Origin of the sequence: Bradyrhizobium sp. SZCCHNR1098, assembly GCF_032489375.1 — a bacterium.
GTDB lineage: Bacteria > Pseudomonadota > Alphaproteobacteria > Rhizobiales > Xanthobacteraceae > Bradyrhizobium.
This window is the reverse complement of record NZ_JAUEXY010000014.1, coordinates 92,410-115,192: the sequence shown is the minus strand read 5'-3', so window position 1 is coordinate 115,192 and position 22,783 is coordinate 92,410. Positions and strand designations below refer to the sequence as shown.

24 protein-coding genes are annotated in these 22,783 nt (G+C 66.8%); 12 read left to right on the top strand and 12 right to left on the bottom strand.

Going from position 1 to position 22,783, the window contains the following annotated elements; translation table 11 throughout:
• Window positions 1–3: 3 nt before the first annotated feature.
• The 5 genes from QX135_RS26360 to QX135_RS26340 all read right to left on the bottom strand — a co-directional run bounded on the left by QX135_RS26360 (window position 4) and on the right by QX135_RS26340 (window position 3,542).
• Complete coding sequence (locus QX135_RS26360) at window positions 4–300, bottom strand: hypothetical protein (protein WP_315740273.1); 297 nt, start codon at window positions 298–300, stop codon at window positions 4–6.
• Window positions 291–1,766, bottom strand: coding sequence for an Asp-tRNA(Asn)/Glu-tRNA(Gln) amidotransferase subunit GatA (gatA, locus tag QX135_RS26355; RefSeq protein WP_316180891.1), 1,476 nt, complete (start codon window positions 1,764–1,766; stop codon window positions 291–293). The genes QX135_RS26360 and gatA overlap by 10 nt, the downstream gene beginning before the upstream one ends.
• Window positions 1,763–1,999 (bottom strand): hypothetical protein, encoded by a 237-nt coding sequence (locus tag QX135_RS26350; RefSeq protein ID WP_315773129.1) that lies wholly within the window; start codon window positions 1,997–1,999, stop codon window positions 1,763–1,765. Before QX135_RS26350 ends, gatA begins: the two co-directional genes overlap by 4 nt.
• Before the next feature lie 70 nt (window positions 2,000–2,069).
• Window positions 2,070–2,357, bottom strand: coding sequence for an Asp-tRNA(Asn)/Glu-tRNA(Gln) amidotransferase subunit GatC (gene gatC, locus QX135_RS26345; RefSeq protein ID WP_315773127.1), 288 nt, complete (start codon window positions 2,355–2,357; stop codon window positions 2,070–2,072).
• 108 nt (window positions 2,358–2,465) lie between these two features.
• Window positions 2,466–3,542, bottom strand: coding sequence for a nitronate monooxygenase family protein (locus QX135_RS26340; protein WP_315798008.1), 1,077 nt, complete (start codon window positions 3,540–3,542; stop codon window positions 2,466–2,468).
• Window positions 3,543–3,857: 315 nt separating this feature from the next.
• Between QX135_RS26340 and QX135_RS26335 the strand changes: the two genes are divergently transcribed.
• Window positions 3,858–4,805 (top strand): cyclase family protein, encoded by a 948-nt coding sequence (locus QX135_RS26335; protein ID WP_316180893.1) that lies wholly within the window; start codon window positions 3,858–3,860, stop codon window positions 4,803–4,805.
• A gap of 174 nt (window positions 4,806–4,979) precedes the next feature.
• On the opposite strand, the gene QX135_RS26330 is transcribed toward QX135_RS26335, so the two are convergent.
• Window positions 4,980–5,579: a TetR/AcrR family transcriptional regulator gene (locus QX135_RS26330; RefSeq protein ID WP_316180896.1), complete on the bottom strand. Its 600-nt coding sequence runs from the start codon at window positions 5,577–5,579 to the stop codon at window positions 4,980–4,982.
• Between the two features lie 49 nt (window positions 5,580–5,628).
• On the opposite strand from QX135_RS26330, the gene QX135_RS26325 reads away from it, so the two are divergent.
• The 3 genes from QX135_RS26325 to QX135_RS26315 all read left to right on the top strand — a co-directional run bounded on the left by QX135_RS26325 (window position 5,629) and on the right by QX135_RS26315 (window position 8,032).
• A complete protein-coding gene (locus QX135_RS26325) occupies window positions 5,629–6,471 on the top strand; it encodes an oxidoreductase (protein WP_315784491.1) in 843 nt (280 codons plus the stop codon).
• 147 nt (window positions 6,472–6,618) lie between these two features.
• A complete protein-coding gene (gene ruvX / locus QX135_RS26320) occupies window positions 6,619–7,104 on the top strand; it encodes a Holliday junction resolvase RuvX (RefSeq protein ID WP_315740283.1) in 486 nt (161 codons plus the stop codon).
• A gap of 4 nt (window positions 7,105–7,108) precedes the next feature.
• Window positions 7,109–8,032, top strand: a complete 924-nt coding sequence (locus QX135_RS26315; protein WP_316180899.1) for an AEC family transporter — start codon at window positions 7,109–7,111, stop codon at window positions 8,030–8,032.
• Between the two features lie 9 nt (window positions 8,033–8,041).
• Here QX135_RS26315 and QX135_RS26310 read toward each other — a convergent pair whose 3' ends face one another.
• The 3 genes from QX135_RS26310 to QX135_RS26300 are packed head-to-tail and all read right to left on the bottom strand — an operon-like array spanning window position 8,042 to window position 11,237.
• Window positions 8,042–8,848 carry a CPBP family intramembrane glutamic endopeptidase gene (locus QX135_RS26310; protein ID WP_316180901.1) on the bottom strand — a complete coding sequence of 269 codons (807 nt, stop codon included), beginning with the start codon at window positions 8,846–8,848 and terminating at the stop codon, window positions 8,042–8,044.
• Window positions 8,845–10,488 (bottom strand): acyl-CoA dehydrogenase family protein, encoded by a 1,644-nt coding sequence (locus tag QX135_RS26305; RefSeq protein WP_316180903.1) that lies wholly within the window; start codon window positions 10,486–10,488, stop codon window positions 8,845–8,847. The genes QX135_RS26310 and QX135_RS26305 overlap by 4 nt, the downstream gene beginning before the upstream one ends.
• Window positions 10,489–10,511: 23 nt before the next feature.
• Window positions 10,512–11,237, bottom strand: a complete 726-nt coding sequence (locus tag QX135_RS26300; protein ID WP_316181014.1) for a M15 family metallopeptidase — start codon at window positions 11,235–11,237, stop codon at window positions 10,512–10,514.
• 151 nt (window positions 11,238–11,388) lie between these two features.
• Between QX135_RS26300 and QX135_RS26295 the strand changes: the two genes are divergently transcribed.
• The 5 genes from QX135_RS26295 (at window position 11,389) to dprA (ending at window position 17,027) form a co-directional block, all read left to right on the top strand.
• A complete protein-coding gene (locus QX135_RS26295; protein ID WP_315740287.1) occupies window positions 11,389–12,342 on the top strand; it encodes an aspartate carbamoyltransferase catalytic subunit in 954 nt (317 codons plus the stop codon).
• A gap of 23 nt (window positions 12,343–12,365) precedes the next feature.
• The gene (locus QX135_RS26290; protein ID WP_315784500.1) at window positions 12,366–13,667 is read left to right on the top strand and encodes a dihydroorotase; all 1,302 of its coding nucleotides are present in this window, start codon (window positions 12,366–12,368) and stop codon (window positions 13,665–13,667) included.
• 30 nt (window positions 13,668–13,697) lie between these two features.
• The gene (gene plsY / locus QX135_RS26285; RefSeq protein WP_316180906.1) at window positions 13,698–14,294 is read left to right on the top strand and encodes a glycerol-3-phosphate 1-O-acyltransferase PlsY; all 597 of its coding nucleotides are present in this window, start codon (window positions 13,698–13,700) and stop codon (window positions 14,292–14,294) included.
• 151 nt (window positions 14,295–14,445) lie between these two features.
• Window positions 14,446–15,846 (top strand): patatin-like phospholipase family protein, encoded by a 1,401-nt coding sequence (locus QX135_RS26280; protein ID WP_316180908.1) that lies wholly within the window; start codon window positions 14,446–14,448, stop codon window positions 15,844–15,846.
• A gap of 62 nt (window positions 15,847–15,908) precedes the next feature.
• On the top strand, window positions 15,909–17,027 hold the full coding sequence (gene dprA / locus QX135_RS26275) for a DNA-processing protein DprA (RefSeq protein ID WP_316180911.1): 1,119 nt from the start codon (window positions 15,909–15,911) through the stop codon (window positions 17,025–17,027).
• 3 nt (window positions 17,028–17,030) lie between these two features.
• Here the strand turns inward: dprA and QX135_RS26270 are convergent, their stop codons facing one another.
• The gene (locus tag QX135_RS26270; RefSeq protein WP_316180913.1) at window positions 17,031–17,429 is read right to left on the bottom strand and encodes a helix-turn-helix domain-containing protein; all 399 of its coding nucleotides are present in this window, start codon (window positions 17,427–17,429) and stop codon (window positions 17,031–17,033) included.
• Window positions 17,430–17,527: 98 nt separating this feature from the next.
• Here QX135_RS26270 and QX135_RS26265 point away from each other — a divergent pair, with 98 nt between their 5' ends.
• Window positions 17,528–18,139 carry an FMN-dependent NADH-azoreductase gene (locus tag QX135_RS26265; RefSeq protein WP_316180915.1) on the top strand — a complete coding sequence of 204 codons (612 nt, stop codon included), beginning with the start codon at window positions 17,528–17,530 and terminating at the stop codon, window positions 18,137–18,139.
• A gap of 75 nt (window positions 18,140–18,214) precedes the next feature.
• Here the strand turns inward: QX135_RS26265 and QX135_RS26260 are convergent, their stop codons facing one another.
• On the bottom strand, window positions 18,215–18,988 hold the full coding sequence (locus QX135_RS26260; protein ID WP_315740294.1) for a glucose 1-dehydrogenase: 774 nt from the start codon (window positions 18,986–18,988) through the stop codon (window positions 18,215–18,217).
• 145 nt (window positions 18,989–19,133) lie between these two features.
• Here QX135_RS26260 and QX135_RS26255 point away from each other — a divergent pair, with 145 nt between their 5' ends.
• Window positions 19,134–19,577, top strand: a complete 444-nt coding sequence (locus tag QX135_RS26255) for a helix-turn-helix domain-containing protein (RefSeq protein WP_315740295.1) — start codon at window positions 19,134–19,136, stop codon at window positions 19,575–19,577.
• 13 nt (window positions 19,578–19,590) lie between these two features.
• Here QX135_RS26255 and QX135_RS26250 read toward each other — a convergent pair whose 3' ends face one another.
• The gene (locus QX135_RS26250) at window positions 19,591–19,800 is read right to left on the bottom strand and encodes a hypothetical protein (protein WP_315740362.1); all 210 of its coding nucleotides are present in this window, start codon (window positions 19,798–19,800) and stop codon (window positions 19,591–19,593) included.
• 225 nt (window positions 19,801–20,025) lie between these two features.
• Between QX135_RS26250 and topA the strand changes: the two genes are divergently transcribed.
• Entirely contained in the window at window positions 20,026–22,779 is a 2,754-nt protein-coding gene (gene topA, locus QX135_RS26245; protein ID WP_316180918.1) for a type I DNA topoisomerase, read from the top strand.
• Window positions 22,780–22,783 lie beyond the last annotated feature (4 nt).

The window sequence follows — 22,783 nt, the reverse complement described above, 5'->3', positions numbered from 1 at the left end:
CCCTCAACTCCCCATCAGCGCGGAGACGATCCGCTCAAATTCGATATCCAATGCATCCTTGGCGACGGGCTGCCCGGCCTGCCGATACCAGTAGGCGGCATTGCCGAGATCGCCTTCGACGCGATGCAGATGCGCGTGCACCCAGGCCGCGTCGCGGCCGGTCTCGTCCTGAATAATCTTGTGCGAGCGGTCCCAGTCGCCCTTCGCCAGCCACCACAGGCCGGTCAGCACGGGCGACAGTCCGGCCGCGGGCGCGTCGCCCGCGAGGCTCGTCTTGAAATCGGCGACGCTTACCACCACCGGACCGGCGTGAAGCGTCCCGCCGCCTGCTCGATGACCTCGCCGAGCGAGAACAGCGTCTCCTCGTCGAACGGACGGCCGATCAGTTGCAGCCCGAGCGGCAGCCCCTGACTGTCCTTGCCGGCGGGCACGGCGATGCCTGGCAGTCCCGCCATGTTCACGGTCACCGTGAAGATGTCGTTGAGATACATCTCGATCGGGTCGGCGCCGCCCTTCTCGCCGATGCCGAAGGCGGCCGACGGTGTCGCCGGGGTCAGGATGGCGTTGACGCCCTTGGCGAAGCAGTCCTCGAAATCCTTCTTGATGAGGGTGCGGACCTTCTGCGCGCGCAGATAATAAGCGTCGTAATAGCCGGCCGACAGCACATAGGTTCCGATCATGACGCGGCGGCGGACCTCGGCGCCAAACCCCTCGGCCCTGGTGTTCTCGTACATCTCGCCGATGGACTTCCCCGGCACGCGCAGGCCATAGCGGACGCCGTCGTAGCGGGCGAGGTTCGAGGACGCCTCGGCCGGCGCCACGATGTAATAGGCCGGCAGCGCGTATTTGGTGTGCGGCAGCGACACCTCGACCAGCTCGGCGCCGGCCGCCTTCAGCCACGCCGCGCCCTCGCTCCAGAGCTTCTCGATCTCGGCCGGCATGCCGTCCAGCCGGTACTCCTTGGGAATGCCGATCTTCATGCCCTTCACCGACCTGCCGATCGCCGCTTCGTAGTCCGGCACGGGGATGTCGACCGAGGTCGTATCCTTCGGATCGTGGCCGGCCATCGAGCTCAGCAGGATCGCCGCATCCCGGGTCGTGCGCGCGATCGGCCCGGCCTGGTCGAGCGACGAGGCAAAGGCGACGATGCCCCAGCGCGAGCAGCGGCCATAGGTCGGCTTGATGCCGACGGTGGCGGTGAACGCCGCCGGCTGGCGGATCGAGCCGCCGGTGTCGGTTGCGGTCGCGCCCATGCAGAGCAGCGCGGCCACCGCCGAAGCCGAGCCGCCGGACGAGCCGCCCGGCACCAAGGTGGTGTTGGAGCCCTCGCGGCGCCACGGGTTGCCGACCGGGCCGAAGCACGAGGTCTCGTTCGACGAGCCCATGGCGAACTCGTCATTGTTGAGCTTGCCGAGCATGACCGCGCCGTCGCGCCAGAGCTGCGAGGTCACGGTTGACTCGTAAGGCGGCACGAAATTGCCGAGGATCTTCGAGCACGCCGTGGTGCGGACGTCCTTGGTGGCGAACAGATCCTTGATCCCCAGCGGAATGCCGGCCAGCGGCCCGCCTTCGCCCTTATTGATCCTGGCGTCGGCGTCGCGCGCCATCGCGCGCGCCTGGTCCGGGGTCTCCATCACGAAGGCATTGAGCGCCCGCGCCTCCTCGATCGCCTTGAGATGGGCGTCGGTCAGCTCGAGCGACGTGAAGGTCTTGCTCGCGAGACCCTTGCGGGCCTCGGCGAGCGTCAGCGAAGTCAAATCGGTCATTTGTTGATCGGGCTGCAGAAGAACGGAGAAAGCGTCTTGTCGTCGGCCGGGTCGTCCGCGAAGAACTTGTTCTTCTTGGGCTCGGCTTTCTTGATATTGGCGGCCGCTTCGAGCTGGTCGAGGATCTCGTTCACGGCCTTGTCCGGATCGGCGGCCTTGCCCTGCCGCTCCATCGCGTCGAGATAGTCCATATAGGCCTTGTAGGCCGCTTCATCGTCGCAGAGCAGGCACATGGCGTTGGCTCGCTTGTCGGTTACGGCTCGGGTCGATCGCGCCGGAGCAGCGACCGATCCAACCCCTTGGCTATTCCACGACCTTCGGCACGAGGAAGAAGTGGTTCTCGGTCGCCGGCGCGTTCTTGACGATGTCGTCGGCGATCTCGCCGTCATTGACCACGTCCTGACGCTTCTTCATCGCCATCGGCGTCACCGAGGTCATCGGCTCGACGCCCTCGACATTGACCTCAGACAGCTGCTCGACGAAATCCAGCATCGCATTGAGCTCGCCCTGCAGATGCGGGACCTCGGCGTCAGTGACAGCGATCCGCGCCAATTGCGCGATCCGGCGGACGGTGGCGGCATCGACCGACATTATATAGGGCCTCACGGGACAAGGTGAACCCGCCCTATAGCAGAGCCCGCTTTCGCGCCGCAACCGGCAGCCGTTGGACTTTCCTGGGGCAACATCCCGCCCGAGGTGTCAGCCCGCCATGCTCCGCAGCCGCGCCAGAGCCTGTTCGGCCAGGCTCCGCGTCAGCTCGGCTGCCGGCACCTCGCGCCCCAGCGGCAGCGCCTGGCCGGCCCAGAGATTGGTGAAATCCACCCTGCCCTGCTTCTCTGCCGCGGCCTTGAGCGGACCGAGCGCGGTCGCGGCATGCGGAAACGCCGGCGCATCCGGCGAGATCGGCCCGACCTCGCGCATCACCCGGTTGGCGACGCCGCGGGCGAGCCGGCCGGTCATCACGTTGGTGATGACGGTGGATTCGTCATCGGCGGCGGCAAGCGCGGCGCGGGCCATGACGCTGACCTTGGACTCGGGGCAGCGCAGGAAAGCGCTGCCGATCTGCACGCCGGATGCACCGAGCGCAAACGCCGCGGCGATGCCGCGCGCATCGGCGATGCCGCCGGCTGCAATCACCGGCAGCTTCACCGCATCCACGATCTGCGGCACCAGCGCAAACGTGCCGACCTGCTCGGCGAGCTTGTCGGTCAGGAACATGCCGCGATGGCCGCCGGCCTCCGCACCTTGCGCAATGATGACGTCGGCGCCGTTCCGCTCCAGCCATACCGCCTCGCGCACCACGGTCGCGGACGCCATCACGACCGCGCCGGTCGCCTTCACGCGCGCAAGCAGTGACGGCTCAGGTAGGCCGAAATGGAAGCTGATGATCTCCGGCCTCAGCTCCTCGACGACGGCGCACATCGCGGCATCGAAGGGAGCACGGTTCGCGGCCGTCACCGGAGCCGCCGGATCCACGCCATACTCCTGGTAATACGCGCCGAGCCTCCGCTTCCACGCGGCCTCGCTGATCGCATCGGCCTCGACCGGCGTGTGGCAGAAGAAGTTCACATTGACCGGCGCCGACACGCGCTGGCGGATGATGTTGACCTGCTCGCGCGCCTTGTCCGCGCTCAGCATGGCGCAGGGCAAGGAGCCGAGCCCGCCGCCTTGCGCCACCGCGATCACGAGATCGGCGTCCATCACCCCGGCCATCGGCGCAAGGACGATCGGATGTTCGGTCTTGACGAGATCGAGAAACCGGCGATCGGGCCACATGGTCTGCTCCTTGTGCTTGCTTGTTCTTGGCGAGGACGTGCCTTCGGATGCGCGTCACGCATGCGGGCCCGACAATACCGCGGGAGGAACGCGCGTGACAGTCGAGAGTGCCGGCAATGCGGAACGCAGGCCACGTATTCCGCCACATGAGATCACGACTGCCGGCGCACTGCCCGGCAACATCTTCCGGTGCGACACTCAGACAAAATGCAACGCAAGATCGAAAAACAATTTGGTTCCGCGGCGCCCTCAGTTAGGATGCGGGCGCTGGCCAGCGCGAAACACAACAAACGTCAACATGTCGGAGGAAATGCGATGCGCAACGCGTTCGTGTTGTGCTGTTCGATTGCCATCATGGGTGCGATCGGGACGGCCAATGCCCAGGACAAGACCCCGGATTGGACGAAATCGAAATGGGGCCCACAGGACGAGATCGGCGCGGCCAACTACATCACGCCGGAGCTCGTTGTCAAAGCCGCCTCGCTGGTGAAGACCGGCAAGACCTACCCGCTCGGCATGATCGTCGATTCCAAGACGCCGGCCTATCCGCCGCGTTCGTTCAAGATCACCGTGGTGCAGCCGGGCCAGGCCGGAATTCCCGGCCTCGGCCCGAACAAGGCGACCTACAATGACGACATCGTCGAAGGCTGGGTTGGCGTCGGCAGCCAGATCGACGGGCTCGGCCATCTCGGCATCGAGCACGTCTATTACAACGGCAACAAGCTGCTCGACTTCGCCGATCCGACCGGCCTGAAGAAGCTCGGCATCGAGAAGGTGCCGCCATTGGTGGCGCGCGGCGTGCTGCTCGACATGGCCGCCTATTACAACACCGACGTGGTCAAGGAAGGCACGGCGTTCAACGTCAAGGAGATCGAGGAAGCTGCCAAGAAGCAGGGCGTCGAGATCCGCCAGGGCGACATCGTGATCTTCCACACCGGCTGGCTTGGTTTGATCGGCAAGGACGATAAGCGTTACGGCGCCGGCGAACCCGGTCTCGGCGTCGAAGGCGCCAAATACCTGACCTCGAAGGGTGTGGTCGCAGTCGGCGCCGACAACTGGGCGGTGGAGGCGATCCCGTTCGAGTCGTCGAACCTGTTCGAGGTGCACCAGATCCTGCTCGCCATGAACGGGACCTACATCCTGGAGAACATGGACACGGCGGAACTGGCCAAGGACAAGGGCTACGAGTTCCTGTTCGTGCTCGGCCAGCCACGCTGGCGCGGCGGCGTCCAGGGCATGATCAACCCGATCGCGATCCGTTAAGCTCCGCCGATCTCCTCGTGAGGGCATCCCGGGAGCGCCGCGTCCTCACGAGGAGTCGGGAATCGTCCTGCGAAAGCAAGCCTTGGACAAGGAGCCCGCCGCAGGCGCGCCTGAAGCTGGCCGACAGAGACCTGGGATCGGCGGGTCAGTCGATCAAGCCGCCCCTATCGGACGTTAATGGAGGTAGCCGAGCAACAAGGCGCTCGCCATGTCTCGCGCACGCGGGGCGAGCGCCGCATCCGACAATTCGCCCGCAGTCCAGAAGGACAACACGCCGCGGAAACTGAAGGCGAGTTGCTCTGGAAGGCAGCGCAGGGCTTGTTCTCGCCGGCCGGCCCTCAGTCCCTCTCCCTTCCCCAAGGCCAGTGCCCAGAAGGCAGTGGATCGGGACAGCGTCTGACCGGGCGAAGCCTGGGCGGCACCCAGCCATCCCATCACGGTCCGGTTCACGTCTGGATTCTCCAACATCACTGCCACCGCCGTATCAATAGCCAATAGCACGCGGGTATTCGCATCTCTCGATGGTGGCGCGGCGGCGTACCGCACCTCCATGGTGTCGATCCGACGTATGGAGAGAGCCTGCATGATCGCGGCCTTGTTGCCGAACTGATTGAACGGCGTCGCGAAGCTGACCCCCGCCTCAGCGGCAAGGTCCCGCATCGAGAAATCGGCCTTGCCCTGACGGAGAAGCCGCTCTGCGGCATCGAGGACGTGCCGACGAAGCGGCTCGCCTCTCATGCCACTGGATGAATGTTCGGTCTTGCCACGTGTCATGCAATATCTATATCATGATATAGATAACCTTGTCATGCGGAGTTGTACGATGGCGGCTGCCGATTCGAAGATCTTCCTCATCACTGGCGTCAGCTCGGGCTTGGGCCGAGCGTTCGCAAAGGGCGCGCTGGCCGCCGGCCATCGGGTGATCGGGACCGTGCGAAGGGTCGGGGATGCCGAGGCTTTTGCCGCGCTTGCAGCGGGCAAGGCTCATCCTCTCGTGATCGATGTTACGGATTTCGATGCAATCCCGGCTGCTGTGGCAGAGGCCGAGAAGCAGATTGGCGCGATCGACGTACTGGTGAACAATGCCGGCTACGGTCACGAGGGCACGCTGGAGGAGTCCTCGCTCGACGATCTGCAGCGGCAGTTCGCCGCCAACGTGTTCGGCCCTGTCGCGATGATGAAGGCCGTGTTGCCGGGGATGCGCGCGAGGCGGCGCGGCCATATCGTCAATGTGACCTCCATGGGCGGCTTCATCACCATGCCCGGGATCAGCTTCTATTGCGGCAGCAAGTTCGCGCTGGAGGGCATCTCGGAGTCGCTCGGCAAGGAAGTGGCCGCCTTCGGCATCCGCGTCATTGCGCTTGCGCCCGGTCAGTTTCGGACCGATTGGGCGGGACGGTCCATGGATCGCACGCCACGCAGCATTTCCGACTACGACGCCGTCATGGATCCGATTCGCGCCGCCCGATTGGCCAAGAGCGGAAACCAACCCGGCGATCCCGCGAAGGCCGCACAGGCATTGCTTGCCCTCGTGGAAGCCGAAAAACCGCCTGTACGGCTGTTCCTCGGTGAGGACGCGCTGGCCCTGGTCGAGCAGAAGATCGAGGGCATGAAAGCCGAAGTGAGTGCCTGGAACAAGCTCTCGCGCTCCACCAGCTTCGCTTGATGATCCGAAGCCGGCGCATCCGGGAAAGACTGCAACGCTCGACATCTGGGCCGGTCGACTCGCGTGCGCGAGCTTCATCGGGGCGGCGAAGCGATGCACGCCCTCACCTGCTGGCTCGCCACGCGCCTGCGTGTTAAGCGCATTGCCATGCCCGCGCCCATTCTCCCCCTTGTCGAAGCCGCCGGCCGCTGGCCCGAGCGCGGCGCGCTCGTCGGCCTCGATCTCGGCACCAAGACCATCGGCGTCGCCGTGTCCGATCCGGACCGGCGGCTCGCCACCGGCGTCGAGACGATCCAGCGCAAGGCCTTCAAGGCCGACGCCATCAGGCTGCTTGCCATTTGCGCCGAGCGCAAGGTGGTCGGCTTCGTGCTCGGCCTTCCCATCAACATGGATGGCAGCGAGGGGCCGCGGGCGCAATCGACCCGGGCGTTCGCGCGCAATCTCGCCGGCCTTACCGACCTGCCGATCGGCCTGTGGGACGAGCGGCTGTCGACGGCGGCGGTCGAGCGCGAGTTGATCGGCATGGATGTCAGCCGCGCCAAACGCGCCGAGGTGATCGATACGCATGCGGCGATCTTCATCCTGCAGGGTGCGCTCGACCGGCTGACGACGCTGCGCCGCTCGGGTCAGTAGTCGCATGGGCCCCGTCATCGCGGCGCTGGCGCCGGTGTTCCTGCTGATCGTGGTCGGCTTTGGCCTACGGCGCAGCCTGATGCGGCTCGATACCCAGTGGCACGGGCTGGAGCGGTTGACCTACTACGTGCTGTTCCCCGCCCTGCTGCTGCAGAGCCTCGTCAAGGCGGATCTCAGCAAGGTGCCGGTGGCCGGCATCGGCGGCGCGCTGTTCCTGGCGATGCTGGCGATGTCCGCGCTCTGCCTCGCCCTGCGGCCGCTGCTCGCGCGCGCCGGCGTCGACGGACCGGCCTTCACCTCGATCTTCCAGGGCGCGACGCGCTGGCAGACCTACGTCGCGCTCAGCGTATCGGGCAGCCTGTTCGGCCCCACCGGCCTTGCGGTGGCGTCGGTCGCGATGATCGCGATCATCCCGATGGTCAACGTGTTCAGCGTCGCGGTGCTCGCCCATTATGCCTCGCCGAACCGCCGCTCGCTCCGCGAGATCCTCGCCACCATCGTGCGCAATCCACTGATCTGGGCCTGCGTCCTCGGCCTCGCGCTCAACGTCGCGCGGGTGCCACTGCCTAAACTCTGGCATGATGCTGCCGACGCGCTCGGCCAGGCGTCGCTGCCGATCGGCCTCCTGGTGACCGGCGCCGGCCTGCACTTCGAAGGCTTGCGCCGCGCCGGCCCGGCCGCTGCGCTCGGCGTCGTGCTCAAGCTGGTCTTGATGCCCCTCCTCGCGATCGGGCTCGCCGGATGGTTCGGCGTCACCGGCCCGAGCCTCATCGTGGTCGCGATCTGCGCGGCGGTGCCGACCTCGCCGAGCGCCTATGTGCTGGCCAAGCAGATGGGCGGCGATGCGCCGCTGCTGGCGCAGATCATCTCACTGCAGACCGTGCTGGCGGCGCTGACCATGCCGCTCGCGATCGCCTGGGCCGGCTGAACACCGCGCTCAGGACTGGCCGCTGGCGAGCCACATGGTCTGCACGGTGGCGGCGAGGTTGTTGAGGCCATGCAGCACGACGGTCAGCCAGGTCGAATGGCTGACCGAGCGCAGATAGCCGAACCACAGGCCGAGCGCGAGCACCTCGAGGAAGAAGTACCAGTCGTACTGCAGATGCATCGCGGTCCAGACCAGCGACGACAGGACGATCGCGCCCGGCACCCGCAGAAACGAATCCGACCAGCCGCGATAGAGGAAGCCGCGCGCGAACAATTCCTCGGACAGAGGCGCCGCGACGCAGAAGGCGAGCACCATCAGCCAGACCGTGCCGTCGCCCTTGGCCGTCTTCAGGACGTCCAACATGAAGCCCGGAGAGACCTCGCGCCCCGTCGCTCGTGACATCAGGTCCCAGGCGACGACGATCACCACCATGCCCACGATGCCGATGCCGACATACTTCCACGACGTCCAGCGCAGGCCGAGATATTCGGCGAAGGGCGTGCGGGTGTGACGGACGGCGAAATAGACCGCCAGCAGCACGGCCGGCAGGCCCATGATCACCGACAGCGACAAGGTCAGCCCGCGGCTGGCGATGTGAACCAGCGCAGCGGCGTCGGTCGGCCCGTCCCGCATCAGCAGAAAGTAGCCGACCACCGCAGCCTGGCCGGCGAACAGCGCGATGAAGATCACGAAGCCCCACAGCGCGGTCCACCAGAAGCCGAGCGTGCGCGGCTGGTGTTTCGCAGGCGCGACCTGTTGCGGTGGATTGGCCGGATCGAGCGAGTCCGCGACGGCGACTTCAGGAGAATCGGTCAAGGCAGGGCGCGCTCCAGCAAGGCACGGATATCGGCGAGATCGAGATCGACCGCGCCATACATGCTCGGATGCACGGCGGCGAGCCGCGTCGCGGCGAACAGTTCGGCATGGCGAGGCATGACCACGTTGAGCGCGGCGCAGGCGGCGAGCAGCGCCAGCTTCTCCACCGCAAGCCGGGCAACGCGCTCGGAATCCGGCCGGCGGAAGCCGGTCTCGATGAAAGCGAGCGCCTCCGCCGCGCCGGGAAGCCCGCTGGTCTCTGCCTTCAGTTGCATCAGCACGTGCGCGGCCGCCTCCGCCTCGCGCGTCAGCGCCCGCAGCACGTCGAGGCACATCACGTTGCCCGAGCCCTCCCAGATCGCATTGACCGGCGACTCCCGGAAATGGCGCGCGAGAATGCCGTCCTCGACATAGCCGTTGCCGCCCTGGCACTCCATCGCCTCATACAAGAACGGCGGCGCGCTCTTGCACACCCAGTATTTGATCGCGGGCGTCAGCAGCCGCATGTAGGCGGCCTCCCGCGGGGACAGAGGCGCGCGATCGAACGCACGGCACAGCCGCATCACCAGCGCCACCGTCGCCTCGACATGGAGAGCCATGTCGGCGAGCACCGCCTGCATCAGTGGCTGGTCGGCGAGATGCTTCTGGAACACGCTGCGGTGGCGCGCGTGATGCAGCGCGTGCGCCAGTCCCGAGCGCATCAGGCCGGCTGACGAGATCGCGCAATCCTGCCGCGTCAGCTGCACCATCTGGATGATGGTGCTGATGCCCCTGCCCTCGTCGCCGACCCGCTCGGCATAGCTGCCCGCGAACTCCACCTCCGACGAGGCATTGGAGCGGTTACCGAGCTTGTCCTTCAAGCGTTGAAACTGGATCGCGTTGACCGAGCCATCCGGCTTGAAGCGCGGCATGAAGAAACATGTCAGGCCGGCATCGGCCTGCGCCAGCACCAGGAAGGCGTCGCACATCGGCGCCGACATGAACCATTTGTGCCCCGTGATGCGATAGCCATCGGTCGTGCGCTCAGCGCGCGTCATGTTGGCGCGCACGTCGGTCCCGCCCTGCTTCTCGGTCATGCCCATGCCGAGCGTCATGCCGCGCTTCTGCCACCACGGCGCAAACGCCGGATCGTAGTCATCAGTCGCGATGACCGGCATCGCTCTAGCCAGCAGATCGGGCTGGGCGGCCAGCGCCGCCACCGAGGCGCGCGTCATCGTGATCGGACACAAATGGCCGCTCTCGACCTGCGAGGCGATGTAGAACTTCGCGGCGCGCACCACTTCCGAGCAGCCGCCGACGGGCCGGCCTTCTGCCGTCCATGTCGAATTGTGCAGGCCGGCTGCGGCCGAGCGCGACATCATCGCATGGTAGGTCGGATGGAATTCGACGACGTCTCGCCGAAAGCCCTTGGCGTCGAAGCTGCGCAGCTTCGGCGTGTTCTCGTTGGCGAGCCGGCCCTGCTCGGCCATCTCGGCCGAGCCCCACAGCGCACCGAACGCAGACAGCTCCTGCTCGGCGCGAGCACCGCCATTGGTCTTCACCGCGTCGACCAGCGGCTGGTCTGCCGTGAACAGGTTGACGTCCTCGAATGGCGGCGACTGGTTGAAGACCTCATGGGTCGCGAAGGAAGACTGCGTCATGGCCGTGCCCTGCTACAGATCGATCATCGGCGCGGCCGAATGGGAAAAACATAAGTGGTCGCGCCAGCGCCCGGCAGCGAAAAGTGCCACCACTCCTTGGCATAGTTCACAAAACCTTGCCGCGCCATGGCCGAGAGCAGCTCATCGCGCCAGCGCCGCTGCTCGGGCGTCAATCCTTGCGCGGCGGTATGCGCCTTGGGATCTAGACAGTCGTAGCCGGTTCCCATGTCGACGCTGCCCTCGGGCGCGCGTAGCGCTGCGGGCGCGGTGCAGTCCGCGTAGTCCTTGGCCGGGTCGAACACCGCCGAATTATCCGCCGCGAGCTCGACCAGCGTGAGATCGAGCGCCGCACCCGTCGAATGGCTCGAACGCACGGCGATGTAGCCGAGACGGAACAGGTCCTGCTTGGCAATGCGCGGAGTGTAACGGCGACCGGCCGTGGTCTCGACGCCGTCCTGCGACCAGGCCAGCATCTCCGCCACGGCACGCACCGGCCGGTAGCAGTCGAGCATCTTCAGCGACAGGCCGCGCGGCCGCAGTTCGGCTTGGATGGCCTGCAGCCGCCGCGCCACGTCACGCGTCACGACGCATTCGGCCGCCTCGTAGCCCGGCAAAGGGCGGCCGACGAAATTGTTGCTGCCGGCATAACGGATGTCCTGAAGGATCGTCGGGTCGATGTCGCGGAGATAGACGAAATCGAACGGCAACGCGCTCGCACAGGCCGGCACGATCGCCGCCAGCAGGATCAGGGCATATCGGAGCGGACCTCGTCTGGCGATGGCTCGCCAGCCGCCGGTTTGGAGCGCCCTGAGAGGCTCGAAAGACGGAACGGGGGATAACTCGGAACCCCGGCTTTCGGCCTTGCCCCCTGCGGAAACCGCGCCTATAGCTCTGGCTTTAATGGCAACCTCTCCGAAATCGACTTTCGTCCTCGGGCACCGGCATTTGCTGGGAATCGAGGGCCTTTCCGCCCACGACATCACCGGTCTCCTCGATCTGTCCGAGGAATATGTCGAACTGAATCGTCAGGTCGACAAGAAGCGCACCGTGCTGCGCGGCCGGACCCAGGTCAACCTGTTCTTCGAGGCCTCGACGCGGACCCAGTCCTCGTTCGAGATCGCGGGCAAGCGGCTCGGCGCCGACGTCATGAACATGTCGGTGTCGTCCTCGTCCATGCGCAAGGGCGAGACCCTGATGGACACCGCGGTCACGCTGAACGCGATGCACCCGGACATCCTGGTGGTCCGCCACCATGCGTCCGGCGCGGTCGAGCTGCTCGCGCGCAAGGTTGACGGCTCCGTGATCAATGCCGGCGACGGCGCGCATGAGCATCCGACCCAGGCGCTGCTCGATGCGCTGACGATCCGCCGCAACAAGGGCCGCATCGAGGGGCTGGTGATCGCGATCTGCGGCGACGTGCTGCATTCGCGCGTCGCGCGCTCCAACATCCTGCTGCTGAATACGATGGGCGCCCGCGTCCGCATCGTCGCGCCCTCCACGCTGCTGCCGCCCGGCATCGAGCGGATGGGCGTCGAGGTCGCGCGCGACATGCGCGAGGGCCTCAACGGCGCCGACATCGTCATGATGCTGCGGCTGCAGCGCGAGCGCATGAACGGCTCGTTCGTGCCGTCGTCGTCGGAATATTTCCAGTATTTCGGGCTCGATCAGAAGAAGCTCGCTTACGCCAAGCCAGACGCGCTGGTCATGCATCCGGGACCGATGAACCGCGGCGTCGAGATCGAGTCCATCGTTGCCGATGGCGCGCAATCGCTGATCCGGGAACAGGTCGAAATGGGGGTTGCCGTGCGCATGGCCGTGCTCGAAGCACTGGCCCGCAACCTGCCCAACGCGTGATACAGAAGTCGGGACAAAACGCCATGCTGACCGACCGCCGCCCGATCTTGCTCGCCAATGCGCGCGTCATCGACCCCTCCCGCGACTTCGACGGCCCCGGCGACGTGCTGATCGCCGACGGCGTCATCCGCGACCTCAAGCGCGGCATCGGCGCGGCCGGCGTGCCCGAGGGCACCGATGTCGTCAACTGCGCCGGCAAGATCGTGGCCCCCGGCCTGATCGACATGTGCGCCTTCGTCGGCGAGCCCGGTCTGGGCCATCGCGAGACCTTCGCCAGCGCCAGCCAGGCGGCGGCGACCGGCGGCATCACCACCATCATCTGCCAGCCCGGCACCGAGCCGGTCATCGACAACTCGGCGACCGTCGACTTCGTGCTGCGCCGCGCGCGCGACACCGCCATCGTCAACATCCAGCCGATGGCGGCGCTGACCAAGGGCCTGCGCGGCGAGGAGATGACCGAGATCGGGCTGCTGCGCGCTGCCGGCGCGGTCGCCTTCTCCAATGGCCATACCAGCGTGATGAACGCGCAGGTGATGCGCCGCACGCTGACCTATGCGCGGGATTTCGACGCCCTGATCGTGCATCACACCGAGGATCCCAATCTCGTCGGCGAAGGCGTCATGAACGAAGGCGAGTTTGCCTCTCGGCTCGGCCTCTACGGCATTCCGCCCGCAGCGGAAGCCGTCGTGCTCGAACGCGACATGCGCCTGGTGGCGCTCAGCAAGGGACGCTATCACGCGGCAGCGCTGAGCTCGATCGACTCGCTCGACATCCTCAGGCGCGCCCGCGAGGCAGGCCTCACGGTGAGCGCGTCGGTCTCGATCAACCACGTCACCCTGAACGAGAACGACATCGGCCCCTACCGCACCTTCCTGAAACTGACGCCGCCGCTGCGCACCGAGGTCGACCGCCGCGCGCTGGTCGAGGCGCTGGCCTCGGGCCTGATCGACGTCATCATGTCGGACCACACGCCGCAGGACGTCGAGGTCAAGCGGCTGCCGTTCGCGGAGGCTGCGAGCGGCGCGGTCGGCCTTGAGACCATGCTGCCGGCGGCGCTGCGGCTCGTACACAATGGCGAGCTGAGCTGGACGACCCTGATCCGCGCGATGTCGACCCGGCCCGCCGAACTGCTCGGCCTGCCCGGCGGCACCTTGCGGGCGGGCGCGCCGGCCGACGTCATCGTGATCGATCCCGACGTGCCCTGGATCCTCGATCCGGCCGACCTCAAATCGCTGTGCAAGAACACGCCGTTCGACGAAGCCCGCTTCACCGGCCGCGTGGTCCGCACCATCGTCGGCGGCCGCACCGTGTTCGAACATGTCTGACGCAAGGCCAAGCTCGGAAGGAGCGGTATGATGGGTTCCGAAGCCTTCCTGCCCCTCGCTCTCATCATCGGCTATCTCCTGGGGTCCATCCCGTTCGGCCTGATCCTGACCAGGCTGGCCGGCACGCAGGATCTGCGCAGCATCGGCTCCGGCAATATCGGCGCCACCAACGTGCTGCGCACCGGACGCAAGGGGCTCGCGGCAGCAACCCTGCTCGGCGACGCGCTGAAGGGCACGGCCGCGGTCATCATCTCCGGCTATCTCGGCGGCCCGAATGCCGCGATGATCGCGGGCCTCGGCGCCTTCCTCGGCCACTTGTTCCCGGTGTGGCTGAAGTTCCGCGGCGGTAAGGGCGTGGCGGTCTACATCGGTATTCTGATTGGCCTGTTCTGGCCCGGCGCCATCTTCTTCTGCCTGGTGTGGCTCACCACCGCGTTCGCGCTCCGCTACTCATCGCTCGCGGCACTCGTCGCCAGCGTGCTGACGCCCATCGTGCTGTGGGCATTCGGCCACACCGCGCTGGCGGCCTTGTTCGTCCTGCTCACACTGTTGCTTATTTACATGCATCGCGAAAACATCAAGCGATTGCAGTCGGGCACCGAGAGCAAGATCGGGGCGAAGAAGTAGTCGCTCGCTCCGGACAAATACGGAGCAAATACGGAAAACCTGCGTTGCGCCCTGTTTTCACAGCGGCTGCACGGCAACACCGGCGATTGATCAGCTCATAAGTCAACGCGGGTCTCTGGCGTGAATCATGATTGCCTGTCATGATTCCTGCATGTGGTTACGCAAGACCAATTCCAGCGGTTCGTCGGCCACGCACGATGACCGTACTGATCAGGCTCCGGCGCAGCAGAAGGCGGCCCCGGCCCGATCGAACGCCAGCCTGCTGCTCTCGGCCGCCGAGATCTGGTCGACCGGCATCACGGCCGCTGCAGACCCGGCGCCCACGCCTGAGGCGATCGCGCCCGCTGCGCCGGTCATGCCGAACGTGGCACCATCCACCGAAGCATCCGAACCGCACCCTGCGCCGGAACGAGCCGATGTCGCGCCGGCCGTTGCCGAGATGATCATGGCGGCCACGAGCGCGTCCGTGATCAGCGAGACCAAGGCCGCGGAGACGCCCGAGCGAACGCTGGCGGAGACGATCGCAACGGTCACGCTGCCGCCACCACCCCGGACGTGGCCGCCGCGCAAGCTGTCGCTGGCTCTGCAGGGCGGCGGAACGTTCTCGGCCTTCACCTGGGGCGTGCTGGATCGCCTGCTCGAGGAGCCCGGTTGCGATTTCGACACCATCAGCGGCGCCAGCGCCGGCGCGGTCAACGCCGCGCTGCTCGCGAGCGGGCTCGCCAAGGGTGGCCGCGACGAAGCCCGCAACCGGCTCGCTTTGTTCTGGACCCGGCTGATGGAGGAGGCGTCGTTCCGATCGCTGTTGGTGATCGGCGCGTACTCGCCGGCGAGCAGCTCGGTGTCGTTCGGCGCGGGGCTGCGCGGCGGACGCGCCGACCCGCTCGATCTCGACCCGCTCCGCGACATCCTCCTCGAGACCATCGACTTCGACGCCGTGCAGGGCCCGGCCGCACCCCGCCTGCTGATCGCGGCGACCCGGGCCCGTGACGGCCTGCCGCAGATCTTCCGCAATGCCGGCATCACGCCGGATGCGCTGCTCGCCTCCACCTGTCCCGCGCAACTGCACGCCGCTGTCGACATCGAGGGCGAGGCGTATTGGGACGGCAGTTACCTCACCAATCCGCCGCTGATCCAGATCGCGCATGAGTCCAGCGCCGCCGACCTGCTGGTCGTTCAGGTCACGCCCGCGCGCGACGGCAATGTCCCGATGACCTCGGCCGCGATCGATCGCCGTCTCGACCAGATCGCCGGCAATGCGGTCCTGAACGCCGAGCTCGCGGCGCTCGAATGGGCACGCAGCGACGGCCTGCATCCGCCGCGCGTTCATCGGCTTGCCGCCGAGGACGAGATCGAGGCCCTGGCTCAGCGCGATGCGACCGATCTCGGCAGCAGCTTCATCGAGCTGCTGTACCAGCGCGGACGCGACGCCGCCGAGCGCTGGCTGCGCGAGGCTCCGGTCGGCACCACGCCGGCCATCCAGGGCGATCAGCCGGCGCTGTCGTCTCCGATATCCGCGTCCGAGGATGTGCGCGACGTCGCGCCGGCGTAGCGCGCCCTCTTCCCTGCGTCCTCGGGTTGCTCCATTCTAGTCCCCGGTAAAGGGGGCTTTGCGTGGATGCCATCAACACGACGATCGAGCTGAGCGACACCGAGCGGCGCGACCGGCTGCGCCTGATCCGGTCCGACAATGTCGGCCCGCGCACCTTCCGCTCGCTGCTCGACCATTTCGGCACCGCGCGCGTAGCGCTCGACCGGCTGCCCGATCTGGCACGCCGCGGCGGCGCGGCCGGAGCCGGCCGGATCTGCACGGTCGGCGAAGCCGAGGCCGAACTCGAAACCTGCAAACGGCAAGGCGTCGAACTGCGGGCGCCGAACGAGGACGGCTATCCGCCCCGCCTCGCCACCTGCGAGGATGCGCCTCCGCTGCTCGCAGTGCGCGGCGCCCGCGAGACGTTGATGCGCCCGATGATCGCCATCGTCGGCTCGCGCAACGCTTCCGCCGCCGGACTCAAATTCGCCAGCCAGATCGCCCATGAGCTCGGTCAGGCCGGCTTCGTCATCATCTCTGGCCTCGCCCGCGGCATCGATCAGGCCGCCCATCGCGCGAGCCTCGGCAGCGGCACGGTCGCGGTGCTCGCCGGCGGCCACGACCGGATCTATCCACCGGAGCACGTCGACCTGCTCGGCGGCATCGTCGGCGGCAGCGGTGCCGCGATCTCCGAAATGCCGCTCGGCCACGAGCCGCGCGCCCGCGACTTTCCCCGCCGCAACCGGCTGATCTCCGGCGCCTCGCTCGGCGTCGTCGTCGTCGAGGCCGCGCATCGCTCGGGCTCGCTGATCACGGCGCGCATGGCCGGCGAACAGGGCCGCGAGGTCTTCGCCGTCCCGGGCTCGCCGCTCGATCCCCGCTGCGCGGGCACCAACGATCTCATCAAGCAGGGCGCCGCGCTCGTCACCGAAGCCGCAGACATCATCCAGGCCGTCGGCCCGATCATGGAGCGGCCGCTGCCCTTTTCGCTGCGCGAGCCGGACGAGGAGTTGTTCGCCCCCGATCCCGAAAGCCACGACCGCGCGCAGATCACAGCCCTGCTCGGCCCGACGCCCGTCTCGATCGACGACCTGATCCGGATCAGCGGTCTGTCACCCGCCGTGCTGCGCATGGTGCTGCTCGAGCTGGAGCTGGCCGGCCGCCTGGAGCGCCACGGCGGCGGGATGGTGTCGCTCACCTAGCACTCAGTCGGCATCCTTGCGTGCGTCGAAGTGCGTGCGTGCCCGCTCGATCTGGTCCTGGTGCTGGATGGCCCAGTGCCCGAGCGCCTGCACGGGCTGCGACAGGCCGCGGCCGAGATCGGTCAATTCATAGTCGACCCGCGGCGGGATGGTCGGAAAAACCGTGCGCGTCACCAGCCCGTCGCGTTCGAGGCCGCGCAGCGTCAGGGTCAGCATGCGCTGGGAAATGCCGCCCACGAGGCGCTTGAGCTCGTTGAAGCGCTTCGGCCCGTCCTGCAGCATCATGATGACGAACACGCTCCATTTGTCGCCGACGCGCGCCAGGATCGAGGCGACGCCCCGGCAATCATTGTGCTCCGGCTCCGCCGGCAGGCCAGGATCAGGGCTGTTCGCAGGTGTCATGGCTGTGCCCGAGTTTCAAAAATGTGCGTTCTTGTGGGGTTACAGCACAGTCACTCATAGTGCGCCAGTTACAAACCAATACCAAGGTGACTGACCCGATGACCCAACTCCTTCATGTCGACTCCAGCGTGCTCGGCCCCCACTCCGTCAGCCGTCAGGTGTCCGCCGCAATCGTCGCGCGGCTCCGCCAGCTGACGCCGGACCTCGAGGTCACCTATCGGGATGTCGCCGCAGAACCGCTGTTGCATCTGTCTGGCGCGCATGTCGCGACCATGCGCGGAGGAGCGGCAGCGGATCCAGCCATCGAGGCGGACATCACATCCGGTCAGGCGGTCCTTGAGGAGTTTCTCCGCGCCGATACCGTCGTGATCGGGGCTCCGATGTACAATTTCTCCATCCCGAGCCAGCTCAAGGCATGGATCGACCGCATCGCGGTCGCGGGCAAGACCTTCAAATATGGCCCGAACGGCCCGGAAGGGCTCGCCGGCGACAAGCGCGTGATCATCGCAATCTCGCGCGGCGGCCGTTATGGCGCGGATACGCCGATGGCCGCCTTCGAACATCTGGAGACCTATTTGCGCGGGGTCTTCAGCTTCATCGGCGTCAAGGATCTCACATTCATCGCGGCCGATGGTGTCCAGATCGGGCCGGAGCAGCGCGAGCAGGCGCTCGCGACGGCGCTTCAGACGGCCGGCGATCTCGCTGCCTGATCGAGACGGTGGCTGCCGCCGGCAGCCACCGTCTCTCACCGTGACGAGGCCTCGCCACATGCTGCTCTCTGGCGCCTACCCCCGATAGATCGGCGCACCGGCCGGCGAGCTCGTGGCGCCGCCATCGACGAACAGCTCCTGCCCCTGGATGTGCGCGGCATCGTCCGACGCCAGGAACAGCACGGTGCTGGCGATATTCTCCGGCTCGCCGATATGGCCGAGCGGCGTGGTCGCCGCGATCCTTGCCTCGAACGTCTTCTCAGCCTCGGGCGTCGCGACCGCGGCGCCCCAGATCGGCGTCCGGATCGCGCCCGGCGCAACCACGTTGACGCGGATGCCGCGCGGCGACAGCTCCGACGCCAGCACCCGCGCCATCGCGCGCACCCCAGCCTTGCTCGCGGCGTAGGCCGAATAGCCGGGATTGCCCAGCACCGAGATCACGGAGCCATTGAGGATGATCGAGGCGCCGTCCTTGAGATGAGGCAGCGCCGCCTGAACGGTGAAGAACACGCCCGTCAGATTGGTGCGGATCACCTGCTCGAACACCTCGGGCCTGGTTGCTCCGGCCGGGGTCGCGCCGGGGATGCCGGCATTGGCGAACAGGATGTCGAGCTTGCCGAAGCGCTCTGCGGCGCGGGCAGCCGCGGCCTCGGTCGCGGCGATGTCGGTGGCATCGGCCACCAGCGCCAGCGCGTTCGGCCCGAGCTCGCGCGCCGCAGCCTCCAGCCGCCCGGCATCGCGCCCAGTGATCGCGATCCTGGCGCCTTCCGCGACGAAGCGCCGGGCGGTCGCAAGCCCGATGCCGCTACTGCCGCCGGTAATCAGTGCCGTCTTGTTTGCAAGCCTCACGCCCGCCTCCATATGGTTGCATAATTAAACCGATAGACGACATAGGCCAGTCGGTTTTATAATGCAACCACACAAGGGCGTGACCTGACGCGGGTGCGCCGGGGTATCAGCCGCGCCCCGCGGGCGACAGGACAAGGATGACGTGATGGTCAAGCGCACGAGCCTGGAAGGCGACGCCTGCCCGATCGCGCGGTCGCTGGATGCGATCGGCGACTGGTGGTCGCTGCTCATCATCCGCGATGCCTTTCTCGGCGTGCGCCGCTTCAGCGCATTTCAGCGCAGCCTCGGCATGGCGAAGAACATCCTTACGGTGCGACTGCGGGCGCTGGTCGATCGTGGCATCCTGACCACCGAGCCGGCCGCGGATGGCAGCTCCTATCGCGACTACGTGCTGACGCCGAAAGGCCGCGGCCTGTTTCCGATCCTGGTCGCACTGCGACAGTGGAGCGAGGAATTCGACGAGCACCCGGACGAGATCGCCACCGCGCTCGTCGACCGCGCGAACCGCAGGCCGGTTCGCAAGCTGCTGCTGACTGCGGAGGACGGCCGGACGCTGGCGCCGGAGGAAACCGCTCTCGCCCCGCGCTGAGCGCGGCCGGCCGTCAGCAGAGCCTGTGGCGGCTGCGCAGCCTGAGATGCTCCTCGGCCTCCAGGTTCGCCATGCGCAGCAGGTAGTCGAGCATGTCGAGGTGATGACGCTGCGCCAGATGCGACAGGCTGGCCGTCACCTCGGCGATCAGCGCTGCCGCGGCGTCGGGATCCTCCACCGTCACCTCGACGTCCGGGTCGCTTTTGTCCACTGCCTTGGCCAACAACCGTCACCCAGCATAAGGAATTTGACGAAAAACAACCTCAAAAGAGCACGATTCTCATCGTGCTCCGTACAACCTGATAGGTACTTCGCCGGTCGAACGCAATCGCCTTTCAACATCCCTCGATTTGACAGGAACCCCCTCACCACCCATGTTCGGGTCAACGCAGCCGGCGCGAATCCCGCGAAGCCAGCTTCAATCCTTCCACTAAGCCATTGGAAATACATGAATATCGTCATCGTGGAGTCGCCTGCCAAGGCCAAGACGATCAATAAGTATCTGGGCTCCTCCTACGAGGTTCTGGCCTCTTTCGGTCATGTCCGCGACCTTCCGGCCAAGAACGGTTCCGTCGATCCGGACGAGAATTTCCGCATGATCTGGGAGATCGATCCCAAGGCGGCCGGCCGACTCAACGATATCGCCAAATCGCTGAAGGGCGCTGACCGGCTGATTCTCGCCACCGACCCTGATCGCGAGGGCGAAGCGATTTCCTGGCATGTGCTGGAGGTGTTGAAGGAGAAGCGTGCGCTCAAGGATCAGAAGATCGAGCGCGTCGTCTTCAACGCCATCACCAAGCAGGCCGTCTCGGAGGCGATGAAGCATCCGCGCCAAATCGACGGCGCGCTGGTCGACGCCTACATGGCGCGCCGCGCACTCGATTACCTCGTGGGCTTCACTCTCTCTCCCGTGCTGTGGCGCAAGCTGCCGGGCGCCCGCTCGGCCGGGCGCGTGCAGTCGGTCGCGCTGCGCCTCGTCTGCGATCGCGAGCTCGAGATCGAGAAGTTCGTCCCGCGCGAATATTGGTCGCTGATCGCGACCTTGGCGACGCCGCGCGGTGACACCTTCGAGGCGCGCCTCGTCGGCGCCGACGGCAAGAAGATCCAGCGGCTCGACATCGGCACCGGCGCCGAAGCCGAGGATTTCAAGAACGCGCTCAACGCGGCGAGCTACACGATCGCGACCGTCGACGCCAAGCCGGCGCGGCGCAACCCGCAGGCCCCCTTCACCACCTCGACGCTGCAGCAGGAGGCGAGCCGCAAGCTCGGCTTCGCGCCGGCGCACACGATGCGCATCGCGCAGCGTCTCTATGAGGGCATCGACATCGGCGGCGAGACCACCGGTCTCATCACCTATATGCGAACCGACGGCGTGCAGATCGACGGCTCGGCGATCACCCAGGCCCGCAAGGTGATCGGCGAGATCTACGGCAACAAATATGTGCCGGAGAGCCCGCGCCAGTACCAGGCCAAGGCCAAGAACGCCCAGGAAGCGCATGAAGCGATCCGCCCGACCGACCTGTCGCGCAAGCCGGCCGATCTACGCAAGCGGCTCGATGACGACCAGGCCAAGCTCTATGAGCTGATCTGGACCCGTACGATCGCGAGCCAGATGGAATCCGCCGAGCTGGAGCGCACCACCGTCGACATCATCGCCAAGGCGGGCGCCCGCACCCTGGAGCTGCGCGCGACTGGCCAGGTCATCAAGTTCGACGGCTTCCTCGCCCTCTATCAGGAAGGCCGCGACGACGAGGAGGACGAGGACGGCCGCCGCCTGCCGCAGATGAGCCCAGGCGAGCCGCTGAAGCGGCAGAATCTCGCGGTCACCCAGCATTTCACCGAGCCGCCGCCGCGCTTCTCCGAGGCCTCGCTGGTCAAGCGCATGGAGGAGCTCGGCATCGGCCGACCCTCGACCTATGCCTCGATCCTGCAGGTGCTGAAGGACCGCGGCTATGTGAAGCTCGAGAAGAAGCGGCTGCACGGCGAGGACAAGGGCCGCGTCGTCGTCGCGTTCCTGGAGAACTTCTTCCGCCGCTACGTCGAGTATGATTTCACGGCGGATCTCGAGGAGCAGCTCGACCGCATCTCCAACAACGAGATCGCCTGGCAGCAGGTCCTGAAGGATTTCTGGACCGGCTTCATCGGCGCCGTCGACGACATCAAGGACCTGCGCGTGGCGCAGGTGCTCGACGCGCTCGACGAGATGCTCGGGCCCCACATCTATCCGCCGCGCGACGATGGTGGCGATGTCCGGCAGTGCCCGACCTGCGGCACCGGACGGCTCAACCTCAAGGCCGGCAAGTTCGGCGCCTTCGTCGGCTGCTCGAACTATCCGGAATGCCGCTACACCCGCCCGCTCGCCGCCGACAGCGAGGCGACGGCCGATCGCGTGCTCGGCCAGGATCCGGACACCGGCCTCGACGTCGTCGTCAAGGCCGGCCGCTTCGGGCCCTACATCCAGCTCGGCGAGCAGAAGGATTACGCCGAAGGCGAGAAGCCGAAGCGCGCGGGCATCCCGAAGGGAACATCGCCCGCCAGCCTCGAGCTCGACTATGCGCTGAAGCTGCTGTCGCTGCCGCGCGAGGTGGGCATCCATCCGGAGACGGGTCTGCCGATCATCGCCAATCTCGGCCGCTTCGGGCCGTTCGTGAAGCACGACAAGACCTATGCGAGCTTGGAGGCGGGCGACGAGGTGTTCGACATCGGCCTCAACCGCGCCGTCACCCTGATCGCCGAGAAGATCGCCAAGGGACCGAGCAAGCGCTTCGGCGCCGATCCCGGCAAGGCGCTCGGCGACCATCCGTCGCTCGGCCCCGTCGCCGTCAAGGCCGGCCGCTACGGCGCCTATGTCACCGCAGGCGGCGTCAACGCCACCATTCCCGGCGACAAGGAGAAGGACACGATCACGCTGGCGGAGGCGATTGCGTTGCTCGACGAGCGCGCCGCCAAGGGCGGCGGCAAGAAGGCCAAGGGCAAGGCTGCGAAGCCGGCCAAGGCTGCCAGCAAGGCCAAGCCGAAGACCGGCGGTGACGACGACACGCCGAAGCCGGCGAAAAAGGCCGTGGCGAAGAAGGCGGCCGCCAAACCGAAATCAGACTCCACCAGCAAGGCGCGTGCGCCGGTCGCCAAGGCCGCCAAGACCTCGGCCAAGCCTGCGACCAAGGCGACGCCCAAGAAAAGCGCCGGCAAGGCCCGCGGATGAGAAA